Source organism: Clostridium lamae, assembly GCF_033043255.1.
Classification (GTDB): Bacteria; Bacillota; Clostridia; order Clostridiales; family Clostridiaceae; genus Clostridium; species Clostridium lamae.
Genome location: NZ_JASCQJ010000005.1, coordinates 124,736 through 144,778 on the forward strand (window position 1 = coordinate 124,736; position 20,043 = coordinate 144,778).

Here is a 20,043-nt window from a genome sequence, read left to right on the forward strand (position 1 = left end):
GGATGATTTTTCTGTCACTACATAAGGTGAATGCTGTAGTTATTAAGACTATGGAATTTAAAGAAAATGATAAATTAGTATGGCTATATACGGATAAATTTGGAAAGATAACAGCTATAGCAAAAGGGGCTAGAAAGAGTAAGAGTAAATTTTTATCTATTACATTGCCCCTATGTTATGGAGAGTATGTTTTATTTAAAGGGAAAAATTTATATAATCTACAAGAAGGTAAGATAACAAATTCTTTCCAAGGGTTATTAGATAATTTAGATAAGCTTACGTATTCATCTTATATTTGTGAACTAATAGATATATGTGTTGAAGAAGGAGAGATAAATCACCATTTATTTAAGAGTTTCTTAACGTGTATGTATTTACTTAATACAGATGTGTTAGATTATGAAATGTTAATTCGATCCTTTGAACTTAAAATTTTAAAAGAAACAGGATATGACTTGAATTTAGATAGTTGTGTGAAGTGTAGGAAAAAAATTTCTGTATCTAACTATATATCCCTTTCTAATTATGGAGGGGTATGCGAGGAGTGTCCTAGGGAACATGGTATTTATATTTCTAAACCAGCATATAATTCAATAAGGTTTTTACTTAAGACACCTATGGATAAAATTTACAAACTAAATATAAAAGATGATGTTAAAAAAGATATAAGAAAGATAACTACTTTCTTAATATCTTCTAATTATTCTAAAAAACCAAAGAGCTTAGAAATGTTAAATTATATAAAGGAGTGAGTATAGATGGAAATAACTTTAGAAAAAGTAGATCAAGTGAGAGAAAGAACAGGAGTTACATATGCAGAGGCGAAAAATGCGCTTGAAGTAACAAATGGTGATGTATTAGAGGCTATTATTTATATCGAGAATATAAAAGAAGAAGATGCTGAAGCTAATAGTAAATTGAAATCAGAAAGTTTAGATGAATTTAAAACTTGGATTAAAGATTTAGTTAACAAGGGTAATGTAACTAGAATTAGAATAAGTAAAGATGGAAAAGAAATAGTAGATGTACCTGTAAATGCAGGAATAGCAGCAGGAGTTATTGCAGTTATTTTCCCAGCACTTTTAGCTTTTGTTGTAATTGCTGGTGTAGTTACACAAGTAAAAGTAGAAATAACTAAAGCTGATGGCACTGTTGAAGTTGTAAATAAGTATATTAGTAAGGCTGTAGTAGATATTAAAGATGCAGCAACTGATATGGCAGAAAAAGTTAAGAATAAGGTTGATGAAGTAAAGAATGATAAATTCTCTTCTGATAATCATAAGGAATCTAGAGACGATAAAACAGTAGATAGTAATTCATTTACATATACTGTTAAATTTGACGAAGATGAGGAAAATGAAGTAAAATAAAGATAAACAGTAGTAAGATAAGAATAAAGTGAAAGAAATGGGAATATTCAGCTAATATGATTGATTATTCAGAAAATTAAGTATAGTCAAACTTTTATAAAATGATATAATTAGTATGTGATATCGAAGTAATCAAAATTATCTGAATATTCCTAGTAAGGCTGTAAAAGCTAGAAAGAGGGATAAATTTGAAGTTATCAGAAAGGCAAGAAGAAATAGTTAAGATAGTTAAAAAAGGACAGCCTGTTACAAGTGAAGCTTTAGCTGAAAGACTTGGAGTAACAAGAGCCGCTTTAAGAGCAGACTTAGCTATTTTAACCATGATAGGGATATTAGATGCTAAACCTAAGGTTGGTTATGTTTACTTAGGAGAAGCACAAAGTACTAGGGTGTTAGAAAATATATCTAAGGTTCTAGCTGGAGAAATAATGTCAAAACCAGTTACGGTAAATGAAGAAACTACAGTGTATGATGCAATCGTATTCTTATTCTTAAATGATGTAGGGACCTTATTTATAGAAAGTCATGGGATTTTAGTAGGCGCTGTTTCGAGAAAGGATTTCTTAAAAACTGCTATAGGGGGAACTGATATACATAAGGTTCCTGTTGGAGTTATAATGACAAGAATGCCTAATATAGTATGTGGGTTTGCAGATGATAGTGCTTATGACTTGGCAAAAAAGATAATTGAACATGAAATAGATAGTATTCCGATAGTTGAGAAAATAGAGACTTCACAAACAGAAAAAGTTAAACTAAAGATTATTGGGAAAATATCAAAAACTAACATAACCAAACTATTTGTAAAATTGGGTGAGGGTAATTAAATAATTATAAGTTAGCTACAGTATAAAAGTACTGTTAGTATATATATCAATTCGTTTGAACGGAGGAGTATTGAGATGGAGACAAAGAAGTATGTTTACCTTTTTAATGAAGGGAATGGGTCAATGAAAAACCTTCTAGGAGGTAAAGGAGCAAATTTATCAGAAATGATTCTACTAGGAATCCCAGTACCACAAGGATTCACAGTTACTACAGAAGCTTGTAATAAATATTACGAGGATGGAAAAGTGATTGCACCAGAAATTATCGAAGAAATTCATCAAAAAATATCTGATTTAGAAGAGCTTACAGGCAAGGAATTTGGAAGCTTAACTAAACCATTATTAGTATCTGTAAGATCAGGTGCTAGAGTATCAATGCCAGGTATGATGGATACAGTTTTAAATCTTGGCTTAAATGACAAATCAGTCGTTGCTATGGCAGACTTAACAAATAATCCAAGGTTTGCATACGATTCATATAGAAGATTCATTCAAATGTTTTCTGATGTTGTTATGAATATTGAAAAGAGATTATTTGAAAATCTAATAGATGAGTTAAAAGAAGAAAAGGGTGTTGAAGTTGACACTGATTTAACTGCTGATGATTTAAAGCTTTTAGTTGAAAGATATAAAGCTCTTTATAAGAAAGAAAAAGGGGAAGAATTCCCTCAAGATCCTAAAACTCAATTAATTGAATCTATAACAGCTGTATTTAGATCATGGAACAATCCAAGAGCTATAGTTTATAGAAGATTAAATGATATTCCAGGTGAATGGGGTACAGCAGTAAACGTTCAAGAGATGGTATTTGGTAATAAGGGAGAAACTTCAGGAACAGGAGTTGTATTCTCAAGAGACCCTGCAACTGGAGAAAATGTAATATATGGTGAATACTTAATGAATGCTCAAGGTGAAGACGTTGTTGCTGGTATAAGAACACCACTACCAATATCTAAATTAGAAGATCAAAATCCAGAGATATACAAACAATTCACTGATATTGTTAATACATTAGAACATCACTATAGAGATATGCAAGATATGGAAATAACTATAGAAGAGGGTAAGTTATATTTCTTACAAACAAGAAATGGTAAGAGAACTGCTCAAGCAGCATTAAAAATAGCTGTTGATTTAGTTGAAGAAGGAATGTTAACTAAAGAACAAGCTATATTAAAAGTTGAACCAAATCAATTGGATTCATTACTTCACCCAGCTTTCCATACTGATGATTTAAAGAAAGCTACACCTATAGCAAAAGGTCTTCCAGCATCTCCAGGAGCTGCATGTGGTAAGATTGCATTTACTGCAGAAGAAGCTAAGGAAAGACATGAAAAGGGAGAAAGCGTAGTTTTAGTAAGACTTGAAACTTCACCAGAAGATATTGAAGGTATGATAGCAGCAGAAGGTATATTAACTGTAAGAGGTGGTATGACATCTCATGCAGCAGTTGTTGCTAGAGGAATGGGAACTTGCTGTGTTGCTGGATGTGGAACTTTAAAAGTTAATGAAGAAGCTAAGACTTTAGAAGTTAATGGAAAAGTATATACTGCAGATGATTATATTTCTATAGATGGATCAACTGGTAACGTTTATGGAGAAGCTGTTAAAACAGTAACACCAGAAATATCAGGTCATTTTGCTACATTTATGGCATGGGCAGATGAAATAAGAAAATTAAAAGTTAGAACTAATGCTGATTCTCCAAGAGATACTGTTCAAGCAGTTGAATTTGGTGCAGAAGGTATTGGTTTATGTAGAACTGAGCATATGTTCTTCGCTGAAGATAGAATATTAGCTGTTAGAGAAATGATAGTTGCTAAGAATGAAGAGCAAAGAAGAAAAGCTCTTGAAAAATTACTTCCAATGCAAAGAGAAGACTTTGTTGGAATCTATGAAGCATTACAAGGAATGCCAGCAACTATAAGATTCTTAGATCCACCACTACATGAATTCTTACCTCACAATGATGAAGATATTCAAGCATTAGCTGATGAACTTGGAATAACTTTTGAAGAGTTAAAAGCAACAGTTAATGAATTACATGAATTCAATCCAATGATGGGTCATAGAGGATGTAGATTAGCAGTTTCTTATCCAGAAATAGCTGAAATGCAAACTAGAGCAGTAATTGAAGCTGCAATAGAAGTTAAGGCTAATAAGGGTTATGATGTAGTTCCAGAAATAATGATTCCACTTGTTGGAGAAATTAAAGAATTAAAATATGTTAAAGATGTAGTAGTTAAAACTGCAGATGCAATAATAGCAGAAAAAGGAGTTCAATTAGAATACAAGATTGGTACTATGATTGAAATTCCAAGAGCTGCATTAACAGCAGATGAAATTGCTAAGGAAGCAGATTTCTTCTCATTTGGTACAAATGACTTAACTCAAATGACATTTGGATTCTCAAGAGATGACGCTGCTAAATTCTTAGGAAGCTACTATGAAAATAAAATTTACGAACAAGATCCATTTGCTAAGTTAGATCAAACTGGAGTTGGTCAATTAGTTAAAATGGCAGCTGAAAAAGGAAGATCTGTTAAGAGCGATCTTAAGCTTGGAATATGTGGAGAACACGGTGGAGATCCATCATCAGTAGAATTCTGCCATAACATTGGATTAGACTACGTTTCATGTTCACCATTTAGAGTACCAATTGCTAGATTAGCAGCTGCACAAGCACAAGTAAGAAATAAAAGATAATAATTAAAAAAAGCTACCCACAGGGTAGCTTTTTTAATGCATAATGAATAATGCGTAATGCATAATTATGGATGTAATTCGTTCCGAATTACTAAAATATATATTTTAGAAACTCCTAGCGGAGTTTCTTCTTTAATTTTACATTTTTCATTATTCATTTTACATTGTGCCATAGCACATCTTATATTTTAACGTTGTAATGAAGTCTAATTGAGTTTATAAGTTCGTAGGTAAAATCTAATTGATTTTTACTTTTGTTAAGACTTTTTTCCATTAAGGATATAAAGGAATTTTTATTGCATTTCTTTATGTTTTTATAGTAATCTCTAGATAATTTCCAGAACTTTTGAGGAAAAGCAATATAGGCTAAGATGAATTTTAGATCTGAATCAGTTAATTCATTTTCAGTTCTGTACGTATCTAATATTTGTAGAGTTAAATCAATTTGCCAATTAGTATTTTCTCTCTTTAATAATCTTCTTAAAAAGTAGGATATATCCCTAGCTGAAAAATCCATTTTACATTTATCAAAATCTATTAGTGAAATACTATTATTATTAATTAAAATGTTTTTATTTACATAATCTCCATGGCAAAGTGAGCGTGATAGATTATCTAAATCAATAGAGGAAGATACTTCAAAAGATAATTTAGCAAGCTCTAAATTTTCATCTATATTATCTAAAAAAAGTTTTGAAAATCTATCATCATACTTATGAGCATTATTTATACTAAGTAATAATTGATGAAAATGTTTTGTTATAGTTTCACTATAATTTTCAAACCCTTCCCTCCTAGCACTACCTTCTATTGGTAAAAAGTTTCTAGAAGTTTTATGTAATCTTCCGAGAGTCTTAGAAGATAATAAGATATGATTTAAATTATCAAAATCACATTTTTCCCCATCAAGCCAAGGAGTTAAAATAAATAACATACCTTTATACTTAACATATCTACTTCCTGTAATAGTTGGAAGTAACTTTGGAACATCAATTCCATTTCTAAAGCACCATTCCATTGTTGAATAGACATATAAAAGATTTTCTTCATTATAGTAAACTTTTTTTAAACAATATGTCTTGTCATTAGAATCTATTTTATAAACTGCCCTTTGTTTTTCTGTGTTCTTAAATTTTACATTAATGATAGAAGAATTCTCCAAGTTATAGTAAATTAGAATCTCATTTTTTAATTCATCTACAGGAAGTAACTCGTCTTTTACATTAAGCGATAAGTTTTCCATTATTCTCTCCTTAACAATTACTTATTATTAAGATATTAGTAAAAAAAAGAAAATATTCTAGGTATTAAATATATTATTAATAAATATGTTTAAATAGAGGAAAATAGAGAAAAATATAGAATATGTAATATAGAGGTGAGATATATGAATGTAAGAGAAAAAATGGAAGGTTTTGAAAGGTTGACATTGATCCCACAAGCACAATTTAGTAGCGAAACCTTAGGAAGAAAAAGGAAGGAAGAGCAAATTGACCCGATGAGAACTTGTTTTATGGTAGATAGAGATAGAATAATTCATAGTAAATCTTTTAGACGTTTAAAACATAAGACTCAAGTTTATATAAAGACTTTTGGTGACCATTATAGAACAAGATTAACTCATACATTAGAAGTATCTCAAATAGCAAGGACAATAGGATTAGGAATTGGTTTAAATGAACAATTGATAGAAGCAATAGCAGTTGGCCACGATTTAGGTCATGCAGCTTTTGCACATAATGGAGAAGAAGTGTTAAATGCTTTTCTGGATGAAGGTTTTAGGCATAATGAACAAAGTGTTAGAGTTGTAGAAAAATTAGAGAAAAACGGAAAGGGCCTAAATCTATCTGAAGAAGTTATTGATGGTATACTACATCATAGCGGCTTAAGTAACAATAGCAATAATAAAGCGAAAACATTAGAAGGAAGAGTTGTTAAAGTTAGTGATAAAATTGCCTATTTAAATCACGATATAGATGATTCTATAAGAGCAGGACTTTTAAGTGAAGATATATTACCAAAAGAAGTAATAAAGGTACTTGGAGAAAGTCATTCTAAGAGAATAGAAACTTTAGTTAGAGATGTAGTATTAAATACTACAGAAGCTATAGAAAATAATGAAATTGATATAGCGTTTAGTAAAGAAGTTTGGGAAGCTATGACAGAGCTTAGACGCTTTATGTTCAAAAATGTATATTTAGGAGATATTTTAAGAGTTGAAAGAGATAAGGCAAAATTCGTCTTGGAAAACTTAATTAATCATTATTATACTCATGAGAATGAACTTCCAGGAATATATAAAGAAATAGCAGAAGAAGAAGGTATAAAAAGAGCAGTTGCAGACTATATATCAGGAATGAGTGATGATTATTGTTTAAATACATTCAATTCTATTTTTGTTCCGAAATTAGTAATCTATTAATGATAAAAATAATTAAGGATGCAGGAATTTTAAAATTGATAAAGAATATAGATAAAGAAGTTTTAATAAAAAATAATAAAAATATTTATTTAAAGAAGGATATTAATAAAAAATGTCGAAATAAATATAAGTTGACGAAAATTATAAGTAAGGAGGTGAATCTCCTTGCAGATTTCTGAAGAGATTCTAGAAAAAATTAAAGAAGAAAATGACATAGTAGATGTAATATCTGAGTCAGTTAGGCTAAAAAAGGCTGGAAGAAGCTTTTCAGGATTATGTCCATTTCATAATGAAAAATCGCCTTCTTTCTCTGTTTCACAAGAAAAACAAATATATAAATGTTTTGGTTGTGGTGAATCAGGAAACGTAATTACTTTTGTTATGAAAAATAAAAATATGAATTTTATAGATGCCGTTAAATATTTAGCAGATAGAGCTAATATATTATTAGAAGATGAAAATAGAGTAAATCCAACAGCCAAAAAAAAGGAACTACTTTATAAAGTAAATGTAGAAGCGGGTAGGTTTTTTTACTCAAATTTAAGGTCTAATAAAATAGCTATGGAATATTTTTTAAATAGAGGAATAAGGCAGGAAACTATAAAAAGATTTGGTTTAGGATATGCAAAGGATAGTTGGAACAGCTTATTATTTCATTTAAGAAAACAAGGCTTTAGTGAAAATATATTATTAGAAGCTGGGCTAGTTTTGACTTCACAAAAAACAGGAAATAAATATGATAGATTTAGAAATAGAGTAATGTTTCCAGTTTTTGATTATAGGGGTAAGGTAATAGGTTTTGGTGGAAGAGTCTTAGACGATTCTAAACCAAAGTATCTAAACTCACCTGAAACATTAGTTTTCCAAAAGGGAACTAATTTATATGGTTTAAACTTTGCAATCAAAAGTAATATGAAGGAAAGATACTTCATTATGGTTGAAGGATATATGGATTTAATAACTTTGCATCAGTATGGAATTACTAATGTAGTAGCCTCATTAGGAACTGCATTGACAGTGAATCAAGCAAGGCTATTAAAAAGATATGCAGATAAGGTTATTATATCTTATGATGCAGATATTGCTGGGCAAGCAGCGACTATGAGAGGATTAGACATCTTAAAGGATGTAGGATTTGACGTAAGAGTATTAAGCATACCACAAGGAAAAGATCCTGATGAGTATGTTAGAAGTAATGGAAAAGAAGCATTTATTAAATTAATAAATGAAGCAGAAGGCTTAGTAGATTACAGAATAAAAAAAGCTGGAGAAAATATAAATTTTAAAGATAGTAGTGATTTAGCGAAATATGGGGAAATAGTTACTGAAATTTTAGCTAAAGTAAATCCAGTTGAAAAAGATATCTATATTAAGAAGATATCGGAGAATACAGGTATAAGAGAACAAGCATTATATGATTTATTAGCAAGAGAAATGACAAAAAATATGAAAAATCAAGAATTTATGAATAATAAGGAAGAAAATGGAACAAAATTATATAAGGAGCCTACTTTTGTAAAGGCAGAGAGAGCTTTATTAAAACTATGTTTGAATGAAGAATATTATGATTACATTGTAAATTTAATAAACCAAGATGAGTTAATTCTTCCAGAACATAAAGAGATTTTTTCTATCATTAAAGAAGCTAAAAAGGGAAATATAAATAATATAAAAACTTTTTTAGAATCAAAATGTACAAATATAAAAACTATTGAGGAAGTTGTTAAAATAAACGAACAACAAGTACTTGTAGGAAAAGATAATAAGAAATTAATTCAAGATTTGATAAAACAAATAGATGTTTATAAATTAAACCAAAGATTAAAAGAATTAAAACAAAAGCAAAAGCTTTTAGAAGCGCAGGGTAAAATTGAAGAGTCAATACAAATTGCTATTGAATTAAAAAATTTGATGAGAAGCTAAAGAGAGGTGTAGGTACAGTTGGCAATAACGGAAGGAGGTAGAAATATGTTAGATGAAAAAACAAAAGCTAAGCAGGTTAAGAAGGATAATGAAGAAAGAAGTAATAAAATGAATATAGTGAAGAATCTGCTTGATAAAGGAAAAAAGAGTGGAACTTTAACATATAAGGAAATAATGGATGAACTTGAAAGTGTAGAGTTAAGTCCAGAACAAATTGAAAAAATATATGAAGTATTAGAGTCTATGGGGATAGAAGTTATTGGTGAACCAAATGGTGAAGAAGAAATAGAAGAAGAATTAGACTTAACTATTCCTGAAGGTATTGCTATAGATGATCCAGTTAGAATGTACTTAAAAGAAATTGGAAAGGTTCCTCTATTGTCATCCGAAGAAGAAATAGATTTAGCAAATAGAATTGAGCAAGGTGACCAAAGAGCTAAAAAGAAATTAGCTGAAGCAAACTTAAGACTTGTTGTAAGTATTGCTAAAAGATATGTTGGAAGAGGAATGTTATTCTTAGATCTTATTCAAGAAGGTAACCTAGGCTTAATTAAAGCTGTAGAAAAATTCGATTATAGAAAAGGCTTCAAATTCTCAACTTATGCTACATGGTGGATAAGACAGGCAATTACAAGAGCAATTGCTGACCAAGCAAGAACTATTAGAATACCAGTTCACATGGTAGAAACTATAAATAAGTTAATAAGAGTTCAAAGACAATTATTACAAGAGCTTGGTAGAGATCCATTCCCAGAAGAAATTTCAAAGGTTATGGATTTACCAGTAGATAAAGTTAGAGAAATTCAAAAGATTGCTCAAGAACCTGTGTCACTAGAAACACCTATAGGTGAAGAAGAAGATTCACATTTAGGTGATTTTATACCAGATGATGATGCCTTAGCACCAGCAGAAGCAGCTGCATTTACAATGCTTAAGGAACAACTAATCAATGTTTTAGATACTTTAACTCCAAGAGAAGAAAAGGTATTAAGACTAAGATTTGGTTTAGATGATGGCAGAGCAAGAACTCTTGAAGAAGTTGGTAAAGAGTTTAATGTTACTAGAGAAAGAATAAGACAAATTGAAGCTAAAGCACTTAGAAAGTTAAGACACCCTTCAAGAAGTAAAAAATTAAAGGATTATTTAGATTAGCACCTACTGGTGCTAATTTTAATTTAGCAAGGAGAAGAAAAAAATGGAACTAAGCAAAAGATTAAATTTTATAATTGATAATATTGAAAATACATCGATTTTAGCGGATATAGGAACTGATCATGGATATATTCCTTTATACGCTACACAAAATGGTTTATGCAATAAGGCTATTGCTATAGATATTAATAAAGATCCTTTAGATAAAGCTAGACTTAATGCAATTTTAGAAGGAGCCGGAGATGAATTAGAATTTAGACTTGGAAATGGATTCCAGCCTATAGAAGAAGGTGAAGTGGAAGTTGCTATAATAGCTGGTATGGGAGGAAATTTAATAAGAGATATACTTGAAGAAAGTATTGATAAAGTAAGCTCATTAAATTATTTAATACTTGTACCTGCACAAAATCCAGAAGTGCTAAGAGAATATCTTTATAATAATGATTACGAAATAATAAAAGAAGACCTTTGTGAAGAAGAGGGAATATATTATGAGCTTTTTAAAGTTAGAAAAAAAGCGGGAGAATCAATTGGACTAGATCCAATTTATTATGAAGTTAGTCCTAAATTATTAATGCAAAAGCATCCATTAATGAAAGATTATTTAAATTCTAAAATAGAAAATTATAAAAAAATACTTAGTTTTATAACAGAAAGTACTATAACTGCTAAAGAAAGAAGAGCGTCAGTAGAAGAAAAAATTAATATAATTTCAAATATGATGAATTATTTATAAGGAAGTATGATTATGAAAAGGGTTAAGGATATTATTGAAATAATGGAGGAATTTGCTCCAATAAACTTAAAAGAGGATTTTGATAATGTTGGCTTAATGGTTGGGGATAAAGAAAAAGAAGTTAAGAGGATTCTTTTATCTTTAGATTGTACATTAGAAGTAATTGAAGAAGCAAAGAAAAAGGATGTAGATTTAATTATAACACATCATCCATTATTATTTAAAAAGCCTAGTAGTATCACAACTGATACATTAACTGGGAAAAAAATAATTGAACTAATAAAAAATGATATAAATCTTTATTCAAGCCATACCAACTTAGATTCAGCTAGTGGTGGACTAAATGAAACTATAGTAAATATATTGGGTTATGAATCAAAAGAACTTATTGAGGTTAATAAGAATGCAAGAAATTCAAATGAAGGTCTTGGAAGAATTATTAGATTAGACGAAGAGATAACTTTAGAAGATTTAGTAAAACAAGTTAAAGAAAAACTTAATATTGAAGGTTTAAAAGTAGTAAAAGCTTCTGAAAAGGTAAAAAATATAGCTGTTATTAATGGTAGTGGAAGTAGCTTTTTTGATATAGCTTATAGAAAAGGTGCAGATTGCATAATAACAGGAGATACAACTTATCATTTCGCAAGTGATTATAAAGAAATGGGAGTATCTATTATAGATACTGGACATTTTTTATCTGAATGGATTGTATTTTTAGAAGTAATAAATAAATTGCAAGATAAGCTGAAGGATATAGAAATTATTGTTTCAGATTGTAGTAAGGATCCATATACTTTTGTATAGAATAAAATAGGCATCATATATTTGATGCCTATTTTAACTTTTTACAATTACTTAGCATATATTATTAATAAGAGAATAATTTAGGAGATGTGCTATGGGGAAATCTTATTATAAAAGAAGAAAAGGATCATGGTCAAAAGTATTCCAAGATGGAATTAAGGATATATTCGATGGCATAGGAAAAAAGATTGGTGAGGGAGGCCCTATTTTTTTTAGGAACTGTATTAATCCTGCAGCAAGGCTAGTTATTTTCATACTATTAATACTTACTCTTTTACTATCAGGAATAGGGTTTTATACATGGATTATTTTAATTATGTTAGTTATAATACTTCAATTTGTTTAAATTGTAAAAAAATTCATTTGTATTATTTCGAAAGATGTGTTAAGATAATTTTTGCGAGTAAGACATGCAATCGCTGCTAGACCTAGATCTAGTAGAGGAAAGTCGGAGCTCCATAGGGCAGGGTGCTGGATAACGTCCAGTCAAGGCGACTTGAAGGAAAGTGCAACAGAGAGATACCGCCTTAAGTAAGAAGGAATACATTCTAATAAATTAGAATGTATAAGTTCCACTAGTCAAATCATAGATTTGGAGTGTCACTTAAGGTAAGGGTGGAAAGGCGAGGTAAGAGCTCACCAGCATCATGGTGACATGATGGCTATGTAAACCCCACCTGGAGCAAGGTCGAATAGGGAAACATTTAGGAGTTGCCCGCTCCGTTTCCGGGTGTACCGCTTGAGCTTATTGGTAACAATAAGCCTAGATAGATGATTGCTTAATACAGAACTCCGCTTACGGCTTATCTCGTACATGGAAAACACTAGCTTAACGGCTAGTGTTTTTCTTTTTTTTTATTAATAAAAAATTATTTTATTAAGGTAAATATTAACATGATTATTATACATAGCTCAACACATAATATGATATGAAATGAATTATAGGTGGTGATTAAATGAGAACACTTTCTGAAATAGAAAATCTATCATTAGCAGTAGTACTAAAAATGGAGTCTGATGGCTTGATTATGCAAAGAGCAATAAATACTCTAATATCAGATGAGGATTTGAAAAGGCAATCGGAAGCTAGTATATTGGCATCAGAGGGAAGAATTAAAGCTATACAACAATTTATAGTTGAGAATAAAATACCGGTTGCTAAGGAGGAATAGATATTATGAGAAACATGATAGGGAATCTTATAAAGAACAATGCAGATATAGATGATAAACTAATAATTTCTAGTATGCTTTCAGCAGCAAAGGAAGCAGCAGATATGTATCTTAACTCAGCTTTAACAAGTAGTACACCTGAATTAAGAGCCATATATTCGGCATCGTTAATACAAATGGTTGAAGGACATACAGCACTTACTGAATTAAGTGTTACTAAGGGGTGGATTAAGCCATATGATACTCCTATACAACAATTAACATGTTCTTATAATGAATCAAACAACGTTATTAATGAAAAATAAATAGTTATATTTATAAGAGCTCTAGAAATAGAGCTCTTTTTTCTTATTTCACAATATGCAGTTTTAATGCAAGAAGAATTAGCTAAAAAAGAAGAATATTATTACATTATAGGTAAAAGTTATACAGAATAGCTGTCCACAAATATGGTTAATATAGTATTGTAAACATATTAAGGAGGTGAAAGATATGGCTTCAAATAATAATGGAAGAAATAAAAACTTAGTTCCAGAAGCAAAATCAGGTTTAAATAGATTAAAAAATGAGGTTGCTTCTGAAGTTGGTATTTCTAACTATGAATCAGCTGATAAGGGTAACCTAACTTCAAAACAAAATGGAAGTGTTGGTGGAGAAATGGTTAGAAGAATGGTAGAACAATATGAGAAGCAAATAAAATAATATTTAATAATGATTCTTTAATATAGTTCAAATAAAATACATTCGTAAATATATAATAAATATGATTAAATATAATTTAATTTTATTTATATTAATAGCATAATAAGGACTAGTAATTTAACAAATTACTAGTCCTTCTATTTATGTTCATAAACATCTCATTTGAATTGAAATGATTTGAAAAATTATAATAAGAAGGTTCTACTATGCAATACTTAGGCATACAATGTACCACTAAGCAATATTTAGGAGGTGCAAGTATGGCAGAAAGACTAAGAATAATAATAGAGTTTTCTAAGAATAAAGAGAGGGAATTAAAACTTTATAGTAAGTTATTAGAGTACTCTGTCCCATCCGTAGCGGTTAAGGATATGCTATTAGGATTAATACCTTTACCTGATATAAAAGAAGCAAGTGTTGTCATAAAAGAAGAGTAATATTGATACAGTGGGGATAGTATAGTGAGATATTTATGGAGAATAATTTTAAAAGGTTAAGAATAGTGGAAAGAAGTGATGGAGAGTAATGAGTAAGATAATGAAGTTAGTAAATTTCATATTTAAAAAGAAAGTAAATTTACTTGACGATAAATTCGAATTTAGACTCAATTCAAATGAAAAGATTTTAATAAAAAAATATTGTGATTTGAAAAATATCTCAGTTAGTGAATTCTTTAGAACTTTAGCTATGAAAGAAATAGATAACTTTATTGATATGAATGTTTAAATTGTTAACATAAATGTACACATAAGCATATTATGTTTATATAAATATCTAACTATACAACCTTGGAGGTGTGATTTTGAGTAATTTTTGTGAGGTTTGCAATAGATTTGCTGAGATACTGGGAGCTGAAATATTAAGTAAAGATAATAATGTATGTACAGTAACCTTTAGGAGAAATATAAGAGCAGAAATATTAGGTAGAAGAACAAATTCACCACTTGCTTTATCAGCACTATTTTCTTTTGAATGTCCAGATAGAAATGGTAGAACTCTAAATCTAGGAGAAACAGTTATACTTCAAAATGAAATAAATGACTTTATATCTGTGTTAAGAGAAAAAGGAATAATAGTGACTGCATTGCACAATCATTGGCTATTTGAAAATCCAAGATTAATGTATATTCATTTTGAATCCATTGATAGACCTTTAGATTTTGCAAGAAAGGTAGCTGAAGCTTTAAAAGTTCTAAGAAAATAGAATAATAAATATTAGGAAATTTCATTTTTAATATATAATATACTTTAAAAGTAAAATATGTTATATATTTGTTAAAAACAAATATATAAATATGTAAGAAAATGTGTAAAAGTATTGACTATATGTATGTATAGAAATAAAATAAAAGAAGGACTTGTTAATAAGTAAATATCCACCCACATTATTAACAAGTCCTCACAATCAATAATGAAAAGATAACACCTAATAGCTACAATATTAGGTGTTATTTTTCGTTAAAAGTAATATATATAGTTGAATTAAATGTTAGAGACAATATAAATATAGAAAAATAAGAATTTAAGAATAATATTTAGAGTATGTGGAATAATAATTGCATTGAAAAAAATAGAGGTGAAAAGAATGCTAATTATTATAATGATGGCATGGCTAATAGGAATAACTTTAATTCTTATATTCTTTAGAGGCGCAACTAGGAAAGAAAAAGAAATGGAAATAAATACTGCAATCAACTTAAATAAGCGTAATATGAGATAGTACGTAAGAATCCTAGAGATAGGATTCTTTTTTATTTTAAAAATAAATAGAGACAAATATAAATATAAGTTATAACTAAACCCTTGTATAAATATGATGTAATATAGAAATTATCTGAAAATTTTTATTGATTAAGATATATTAGGGGGAGGTAGTGGTATGGAAAATATATTTACTATATTTATAGTTGCTTTAATAGCTGAGAGTGTTTGGGAAACATTAAAGATGATATGGCAGCAAGGAAAAATATCAATAGATAGGATAGGTGCTTTAGTAGTATCTCTAGTTATATGTATAGGTACTAGACTAGATATATTGAGATTACTTGAAATAGATACTATAATACCATTTTTAGGGGTAATACTAACTGGTATTTTAATTTCGAGAGGATCTAATTTTGTGCATGATTTATTGGTGAGAATAGGGCAAGGTAAAGATAATATAAAAAGTGAAAATATTAAATAAGACGATATTTATGATGAATAAAAAGAAATGACAGAGTCAGGTAGAAAAGCAGTATGTATAAAATCTACCTGACAAAATAATTAACTAATAACTATATGATAGATTAAGGACAAGTTTTATGTCAAATAAAAAAATATTAAAAATAAATAATTGATAATAAATAATAAATGTTATTAATAGATACTAATTGCTTGATTTATAAAACTAGAATACTTATACTAAAAATAAACAATACTATAAGAAAGGCTGGTTTTATGAAAGATTTATTTACACCTTACGAAATGAAGGGGCTTAAATTAAAGAACAGAATAGTTTTTCCTCCTATGTGCCAGTACTCAGTTGATAAGAAGGATGGAATAGCTACAGATTGGCATTTTATTCATTATGTAAGTAGGGCAATAGGCGGAACAGGATTAATCATTATTGAAATGACAGATGTTGAGCCAGATGGACGTATTAGTGATTACGATTTAGGGCTATGGCGCGATGAGCAAATAGAACCTTTAAAGAGAATAGTTGATGAATGTCACAAATATGGAGCAAAGGTAGCAATACAGATTGCTCATGCTGGTAGAAAGGCAGAGGATGCAAAAGTTCCAGTGGCACCGTCAGCAATACCTTATGACGAGACGTATAAAACACCAAGAGAATTAACTACAGATGAAGTAAAGGAAATGGTAGAAAAGTTTAGGATGGCAGTTAGACGCGCAGTTAAGGCTGGTTTTGATGCAATTGAAATTCATGGAGCACATGGATATTTAATACACCAATTTCATTCGCCATTAACTAATAAGAGAGAGGATGAATATGGAAAGGATTTGACTAAGTTCGGGTCGGATATAATAAGAGCAGCTAAAAGCGAGATGCCTGAAAATATGCCATTAATTATGAGAATTTCTGCTGTTGAGTATGTAGAGAATGGATATGGGATAGAAACTAGTATTAAACTGGCAAAAGCATATGAAGAAGCTGGAGTGGATATATTTCATATAAGTGCTGGAGGGGAGGGAGCAATTGCGCCTTCAAGAGACCCTGGTAACCATGCTGCATATCAACTTCCATATGCTAAAGAAATAAAAGAAAATGTAAATGCAGACATAATTGCTGTAGGTAGGTTAGAAGAACCAGAGCTTGCTAATTCAATAATAGGAAATGAAGAGGCTGACCTAGTAGCTATAGGAAGAGGTATGTTTAGAAATCCTTATTGGACTTTAGACGCAGCTATAAAGCTAGATAAAAAAACACAAGTTCCTAATCAATATATGAGAGGTTTCCCAAAAAATATTAAAGAGGAATAGGTGATGAAATGAGAAGTATAAAGTATCCTGCTATTTATAAACATTTTAAAAATAATTATTATGCTGTAATGGGTGTAAGTAAGCCCATTGAAGATAATGGCTTAATGACAAATGAAATTAAGCTACAAGCTTATCATACAGAATCAAATAATGATATAAATATATATAAATCTGGAGATTTATATTATCATGACGAAAATTTACAGGAAAGTTTAGTTTTATACAAGGCTCTTTATGACGATAAAGGAATTTACGCTAGACCTATAGATATGTTTTTAAGCGAAGTAGATAGAAATAAGTATCCAAATGTAGAGCAAAAATATAGGTTTGAATTATTTAATTAAGTTTAGAAAGTTGCTAATATCAAATATTAGCAGCTTTTTTAGTCTAAAAATATTTAATAGATTTATTTAATAAGAATTTACATATTAAATAATGAAAAAACAGAATACATATGGTAAAATATAGATAGCATTATATATAAATAATGAATTAAAATAACAAGAAAAAAGAATAATAATAAGTTAATTATAGGATGTTATTTTGTAAGTTAGAGTATATTAGAAATGAATTAACAAAAATGATTTCTAAATATAGGACTCTTTGATACTAAATAATAAATACCTTAGTGATGGTTATATAAGTGGAAGGGGAATATATGGATAATAAAAAGATAATGTTTGCCATATGTGATGATTCAAAAAAAGATAGAGAAAAACTAATTAAACTTATATATGAATATATAGATAAGAATAACATATATGCAGACGTTGATGAGTTTGCTTCTGGAGAAGATCTATTAAAAAGCGACTTTCAGAAATATGATATTATATTTTTAGACATTTTTATGGATAATATAGATGGTATTGAAGTAGCAAAAATACTAAAGAAGAGTGAAAATAATATAAATATAGTTTTCACAACAATTAGTGATGATTTTGCTTCGGAATCTTATGATGTATCAGCTCTTTACTATATGATAAAGCCTGTTAATAAGAAAAAATTATTTTTATTAATGGATAATTTCTTATATGCTTATTATTCAGTTCGGTTCATAACTGTGAAAGTTGGGCGTATGGAAACATATATATCGTTAGATGATATTATATTTGTAGAAGCTTCAGGGAAAAAAAGTATAATACATACAAAAAAAGGACCTATAGAATCATCCACTAGCTTAGCAGAGATGAATAAAATATTATTAAAGCCAGATTTTATAAAGCCAATTCGTTATGCAATTGTCTCGGTTCGTGAGATTGTTAATATTCCAACTAATGTTCTTTTGATGTCTGATGGAACTGAAATACCAATAAGCAGAAATGAGCGAGATAATATAAAAAAGGCTTTTTGTGATTATAAATGGAAAAAAATGAGAGAGTGGATGGCAGTAAATTAGAATGAATATTTTAATATGTTTTTTTTGTATAATAGTACATATACCGGGTATTGTACTTCGTTATTTGCCATTTTCGAATGAGATTGGTAAACAACAAAAGATGAAACTTATTAAATTATATACTGTATTGCTAACTATAAATTTTATTATATGTTTAATAGTTCAGTTAACTAGAGGAATAGATGTAATATTTTATAATATAAATATATTAAGTTTTTCTATATTAATGTTGGCAGTTAACATTATAGTGATAAAAAATAAGATTTATGAGCATTTATTTGTATTTGGAGTAGCTGAAACAATAGCTATGATACTTATATCAATTTCAGTTTACATACAAGAGATTTTTTATGTACAAGATATCCGTATAAAAATGCTTATAAGTAATATAGCGATAATTCTAAATTTTTTAATATTGTATATTCCAATTAAAAAAATAATAGTGAATATTTTTTCACCATTTTCAAATTATGATAGTATAAGTTACTGGAAAAAGTTATGGGTTGTGTCTATTTCACTTTTTTTAGCAGGCTTTCTTTTAACACCTCTAAATAAATACAATATAAGTTTAACAGAACTTATAGGGATGGCGTTTATTGGACTAGCCATTTTAATTATTTCTAAAGGTACTACTCAAGACTATAATAAAAGTTTGAAAATGGAGAAAATTTTACAACAGCTCCATTGGCATAAAGATTATTATATGGCGTTGTCTGAGAATGTACAAGATGTAAGAAAGGCTAGGCACGATTTAAAATATCATATTTCAACTATTACATGGTTTGTTGAAAATGAAGAATTTGAAAAGTTAAGAAAGTACTTAGAAGAGTATAAGAAAACTTACAAAATAGATTCATATTTGCCTTATAGTGGGAATTCGGTTATAGATGGAATTATTAATCATTATATGGGTATTGCAAAAGAACATGGTATAAGATTTGAAGTAAAATGTTCCTTTAATAATTTAAAAGTTAGAGATGTGGACTTATGTACTCTATTAGGTAATATTTTAGAAAATGCAATAACTGCAAGTAAAAATGCAGAAGGAGATAAATTTATTAATCTTTATTCAGAAAATGATGATTTTCAATTTGTTTTAATAGTAGATAATAGTTTTGATGGAGTTGTTATTAGAAAAAGAGGAAGAATAATTTCAAAGAAAAATAATTCTGAATCTGGAATAGGAATTCCTTCAATGGAATCGATTTGTAAGAAATATAATGGATATTGTACATTCGAAGCAGAGAATAAAGTTTTTCATTCTAGTTTTATTTTAAATAATGGTATTGATAATCAAAAAAATATTTTATAGGATGTTGTCCTTTGGGACAACATCTTTTTGCGTTGCAA

Annotated in this window: 23 protein-coding genes and 1 other RNA gene; 23 read left to right on the forward strand and 1 reads right to left on the reverse strand. The window is 29.0% G+C overall.

What is annotated here, in order from left to right; genetic code table 11:
• The first annotated feature begins 2 nt into the window (after positions 1 to 2).
• From recO to ppdK, 4 genes are all read left to right on the forward strand, one after another.
• Positions 3 to 752, forward strand: a complete 750-nt coding sequence (gene recO / locus QK892_RS04615; RefSeq protein ID WP_317272359.1) for a DNA repair protein RecO — start codon at positions 3 to 5, stop codon at positions 750 to 752.
• Positions 753 to 758: 6 nt separating this feature from the next.
• A complete protein-coding gene (locus QK892_RS04620; protein ID WP_317272360.1) occupies positions 759 to 1,370 on the forward strand; it encodes a DUF4342 domain-containing protein in 612 nt (203 codons plus the stop codon).
• Between the two features lie 188 nt (positions 1,371 to 1,558).
• A complete protein-coding gene (locus QK892_RS04625; RefSeq protein WP_317272361.1) occupies positions 1,559 to 2,197 on the forward strand; it encodes a helix-turn-helix transcriptional regulator in 639 nt (212 codons plus the stop codon).
• Positions 2,198 to 2,272: 75 nt separating this feature from the next.
• Positions 2,273 to 4,903 (forward strand): pyruvate, phosphate dikinase, encoded by a 2,631-nt coding sequence (ppdK, locus tag QK892_RS04630; protein ID WP_317272362.1) that lies wholly within the window; start codon positions 2,273 to 2,275, stop codon positions 4,901 to 4,903.
• A 181-nt stretch (positions 4,904 to 5,084) separates the two neighbouring features.
• On the opposite strand, the gene QK892_RS04635 is transcribed toward ppdK, so the two are convergent.
• Complete coding sequence (locus tag QK892_RS04635) at positions 5,085 to 6,146, reverse strand: CotS family spore coat protein (RefSeq protein ID WP_317272363.1); 1,062 nt, start codon at positions 6,144 to 6,146, stop codon at positions 5,085 to 5,087.
• Positions 6,147 to 6,290: 144 nt separating this feature from the next.
• Between QK892_RS04635 and QK892_RS04640 the strand changes: the two genes are divergently transcribed.
• The 19 genes from QK892_RS04640 (at position 6,291) to QK892_RS04730 (ending at position 20,005) form a co-directional block, all read left to right on the forward strand.
• Entirely contained in the window at positions 6,291 to 7,325 is a 1,035-nt protein-coding gene (locus QK892_RS04640; protein ID WP_317272364.1) for a deoxyguanosinetriphosphate triphosphohydrolase, read from the forward strand.
• Positions 7,326 to 7,490: 165 nt separating this feature from the next.
• Positions 7,491 to 9,248 carry a DNA primase gene (gene dnaG / locus QK892_RS04645; RefSeq protein ID WP_317272365.1) on the forward strand — a complete coding sequence of 586 codons (1,758 nt, stop codon included), beginning with the start codon at positions 7,491 to 7,493 and terminating at the stop codon, positions 9,246 to 9,248.
• Between the two features lie 45 nt (positions 9,249 to 9,293).
• Positions 9,294 to 10,400 carry an RNA polymerase sigma factor RpoD gene (rpoD, locus tag QK892_RS04650; protein ID WP_317272366.1) on the forward strand — a complete coding sequence of 369 codons (1,107 nt, stop codon included), beginning with the start codon at positions 9,294 to 9,296 and terminating at the stop codon, positions 10,398 to 10,400.
• Between the two features lie 43 nt (positions 10,401 to 10,443).
• Positions 10,444 to 11,136: a tRNA (adenine(22)-N(1))-methyltransferase gene (locus QK892_RS04655; protein WP_317272367.1), complete on the forward strand. Its 693-nt coding sequence runs from the start codon at positions 10,444 to 10,446 to the stop codon at positions 11,134 to 11,136.
• Positions 11,137 to 11,148: 12 nt separating this feature from the next.
• A complete protein-coding gene (locus QK892_RS04660) occupies positions 11,149 to 11,940 on the forward strand; it encodes a Nif3-like dinuclear metal center hexameric protein (RefSeq protein ID WP_317272368.1) in 792 nt (263 codons plus the stop codon).
• Between the two features lie 94 nt (positions 11,941 to 12,034).
• On the forward strand, positions 12,035 to 12,286 hold the full coding sequence (locus tag QK892_RS04665) for a hypothetical protein (protein ID WP_317272369.1): 252 nt from the start codon (positions 12,035 to 12,037) through the stop codon (positions 12,284 to 12,286).
• 54 nt (positions 12,287 to 12,340) lie between these two features.
• An RNA gene (gene rnpB / locus QK892_RS04670) (RNase P RNA component class A) lies at positions 12,341 to 12,755 on the forward strand.
• A 141-nt stretch (positions 12,756 to 12,896) separates the two neighbouring features.
• Complete coding sequence (locus QK892_RS04675; protein ID WP_317272370.1) at positions 12,897 to 13,112, forward strand: hypothetical protein; 216 nt, start codon at positions 12,897 to 12,899, stop codon at positions 13,110 to 13,112.
• Positions 13,113 to 13,117: 5 nt separating this feature from the next.
• Positions 13,118 to 13,417, forward strand: coding sequence for a spore coat protein (locus QK892_RS04680; protein ID WP_317272371.1), 300 nt, complete (start codon positions 13,118 to 13,120; stop codon positions 13,415 to 13,417).
• Positions 13,418 to 13,604: 187 nt separating this feature from the next.
• A complete protein-coding gene (locus tag QK892_RS04685; protein ID WP_317272372.1) occupies positions 13,605 to 13,814 on the forward strand; it encodes an alpha/beta-type small acid-soluble spore protein in 210 nt (69 codons plus the stop codon).
• 260 nt (positions 13,815 to 14,074) lie between these two features.
• Positions 14,075 to 14,251, forward strand: a complete 177-nt coding sequence (locus QK892_RS04690; protein WP_317272373.1) for a hypothetical protein — start codon at positions 14,075 to 14,077, stop codon at positions 14,249 to 14,251.
• An 88-nt stretch (positions 14,252 to 14,339) separates the two neighbouring features.
• Positions 14,340 to 14,540, forward strand: a complete 201-nt coding sequence (locus QK892_RS04695) for a DUF6290 family protein (protein WP_317272374.1) — start codon at positions 14,340 to 14,342, stop codon at positions 14,538 to 14,540.
• A 76-nt stretch (positions 14,541 to 14,616) separates the two neighbouring features.
• Positions 14,617 to 15,018 (forward strand): DUF1259 domain-containing protein, encoded by a 402-nt coding sequence (locus QK892_RS04700; protein ID WP_317272375.1) that lies wholly within the window; start codon positions 14,617 to 14,619, stop codon positions 15,016 to 15,018.
• Positions 15,019 to 15,399: 381 nt separating this feature from the next.
• The gene (locus QK892_RS04705) at positions 15,400 to 15,534 is read left to right on the forward strand and encodes a hypothetical protein (RefSeq protein WP_317272376.1); all 135 of its coding nucleotides are present in this window, start codon (positions 15,400 to 15,402) and stop codon (positions 15,532 to 15,534) included.
• A 159-nt stretch (positions 15,535 to 15,693) separates the two neighbouring features.
• Positions 15,694 to 15,999 (forward strand): hypothetical protein, encoded by a 306-nt coding sequence (locus tag QK892_RS04710; protein WP_317272377.1) that lies wholly within the window; start codon positions 15,694 to 15,696, stop codon positions 15,997 to 15,999.
• Positions 16,000 to 16,253: 254 nt separating this feature from the next.
• Entirely contained in the window at positions 16,254 to 17,297 is a 1,044-nt protein-coding gene (locus QK892_RS04715; protein ID WP_317272378.1) for an NADH:flavin oxidoreductase/NADH oxidase, read from the forward strand.
• Between the two features lie 8 nt (positions 17,298 to 17,305).
• Positions 17,306 to 17,641: a DUF1653 domain-containing protein gene (locus QK892_RS04720; RefSeq protein ID WP_317272379.1), complete on the forward strand. Its 336-nt coding sequence runs from the start codon at positions 17,306 to 17,308 to the stop codon at positions 17,639 to 17,641.
• Positions 17,642 to 17,955: 314 nt separating this feature from the next.
• Positions 17,956 to 18,693: a LytR/AlgR family response regulator transcription factor gene (locus QK892_RS04725; RefSeq protein WP_317272380.1), complete on the forward strand. Its 738-nt coding sequence runs from the start codon at positions 17,956 to 17,958 to the stop codon at positions 18,691 to 18,693.
• A 1-nt stretch (position 18,694) separates the two neighbouring features.
• Complete coding sequence (locus tag QK892_RS04730) at positions 18,695 to 20,005, forward strand: sensor histidine kinase (RefSeq protein WP_317272381.1); 1,311 nt, start codon at positions 18,695 to 18,697, stop codon at positions 20,003 to 20,005.
• Positions 20,006 to 20,043: the final 38 nt, after the last annotated feature.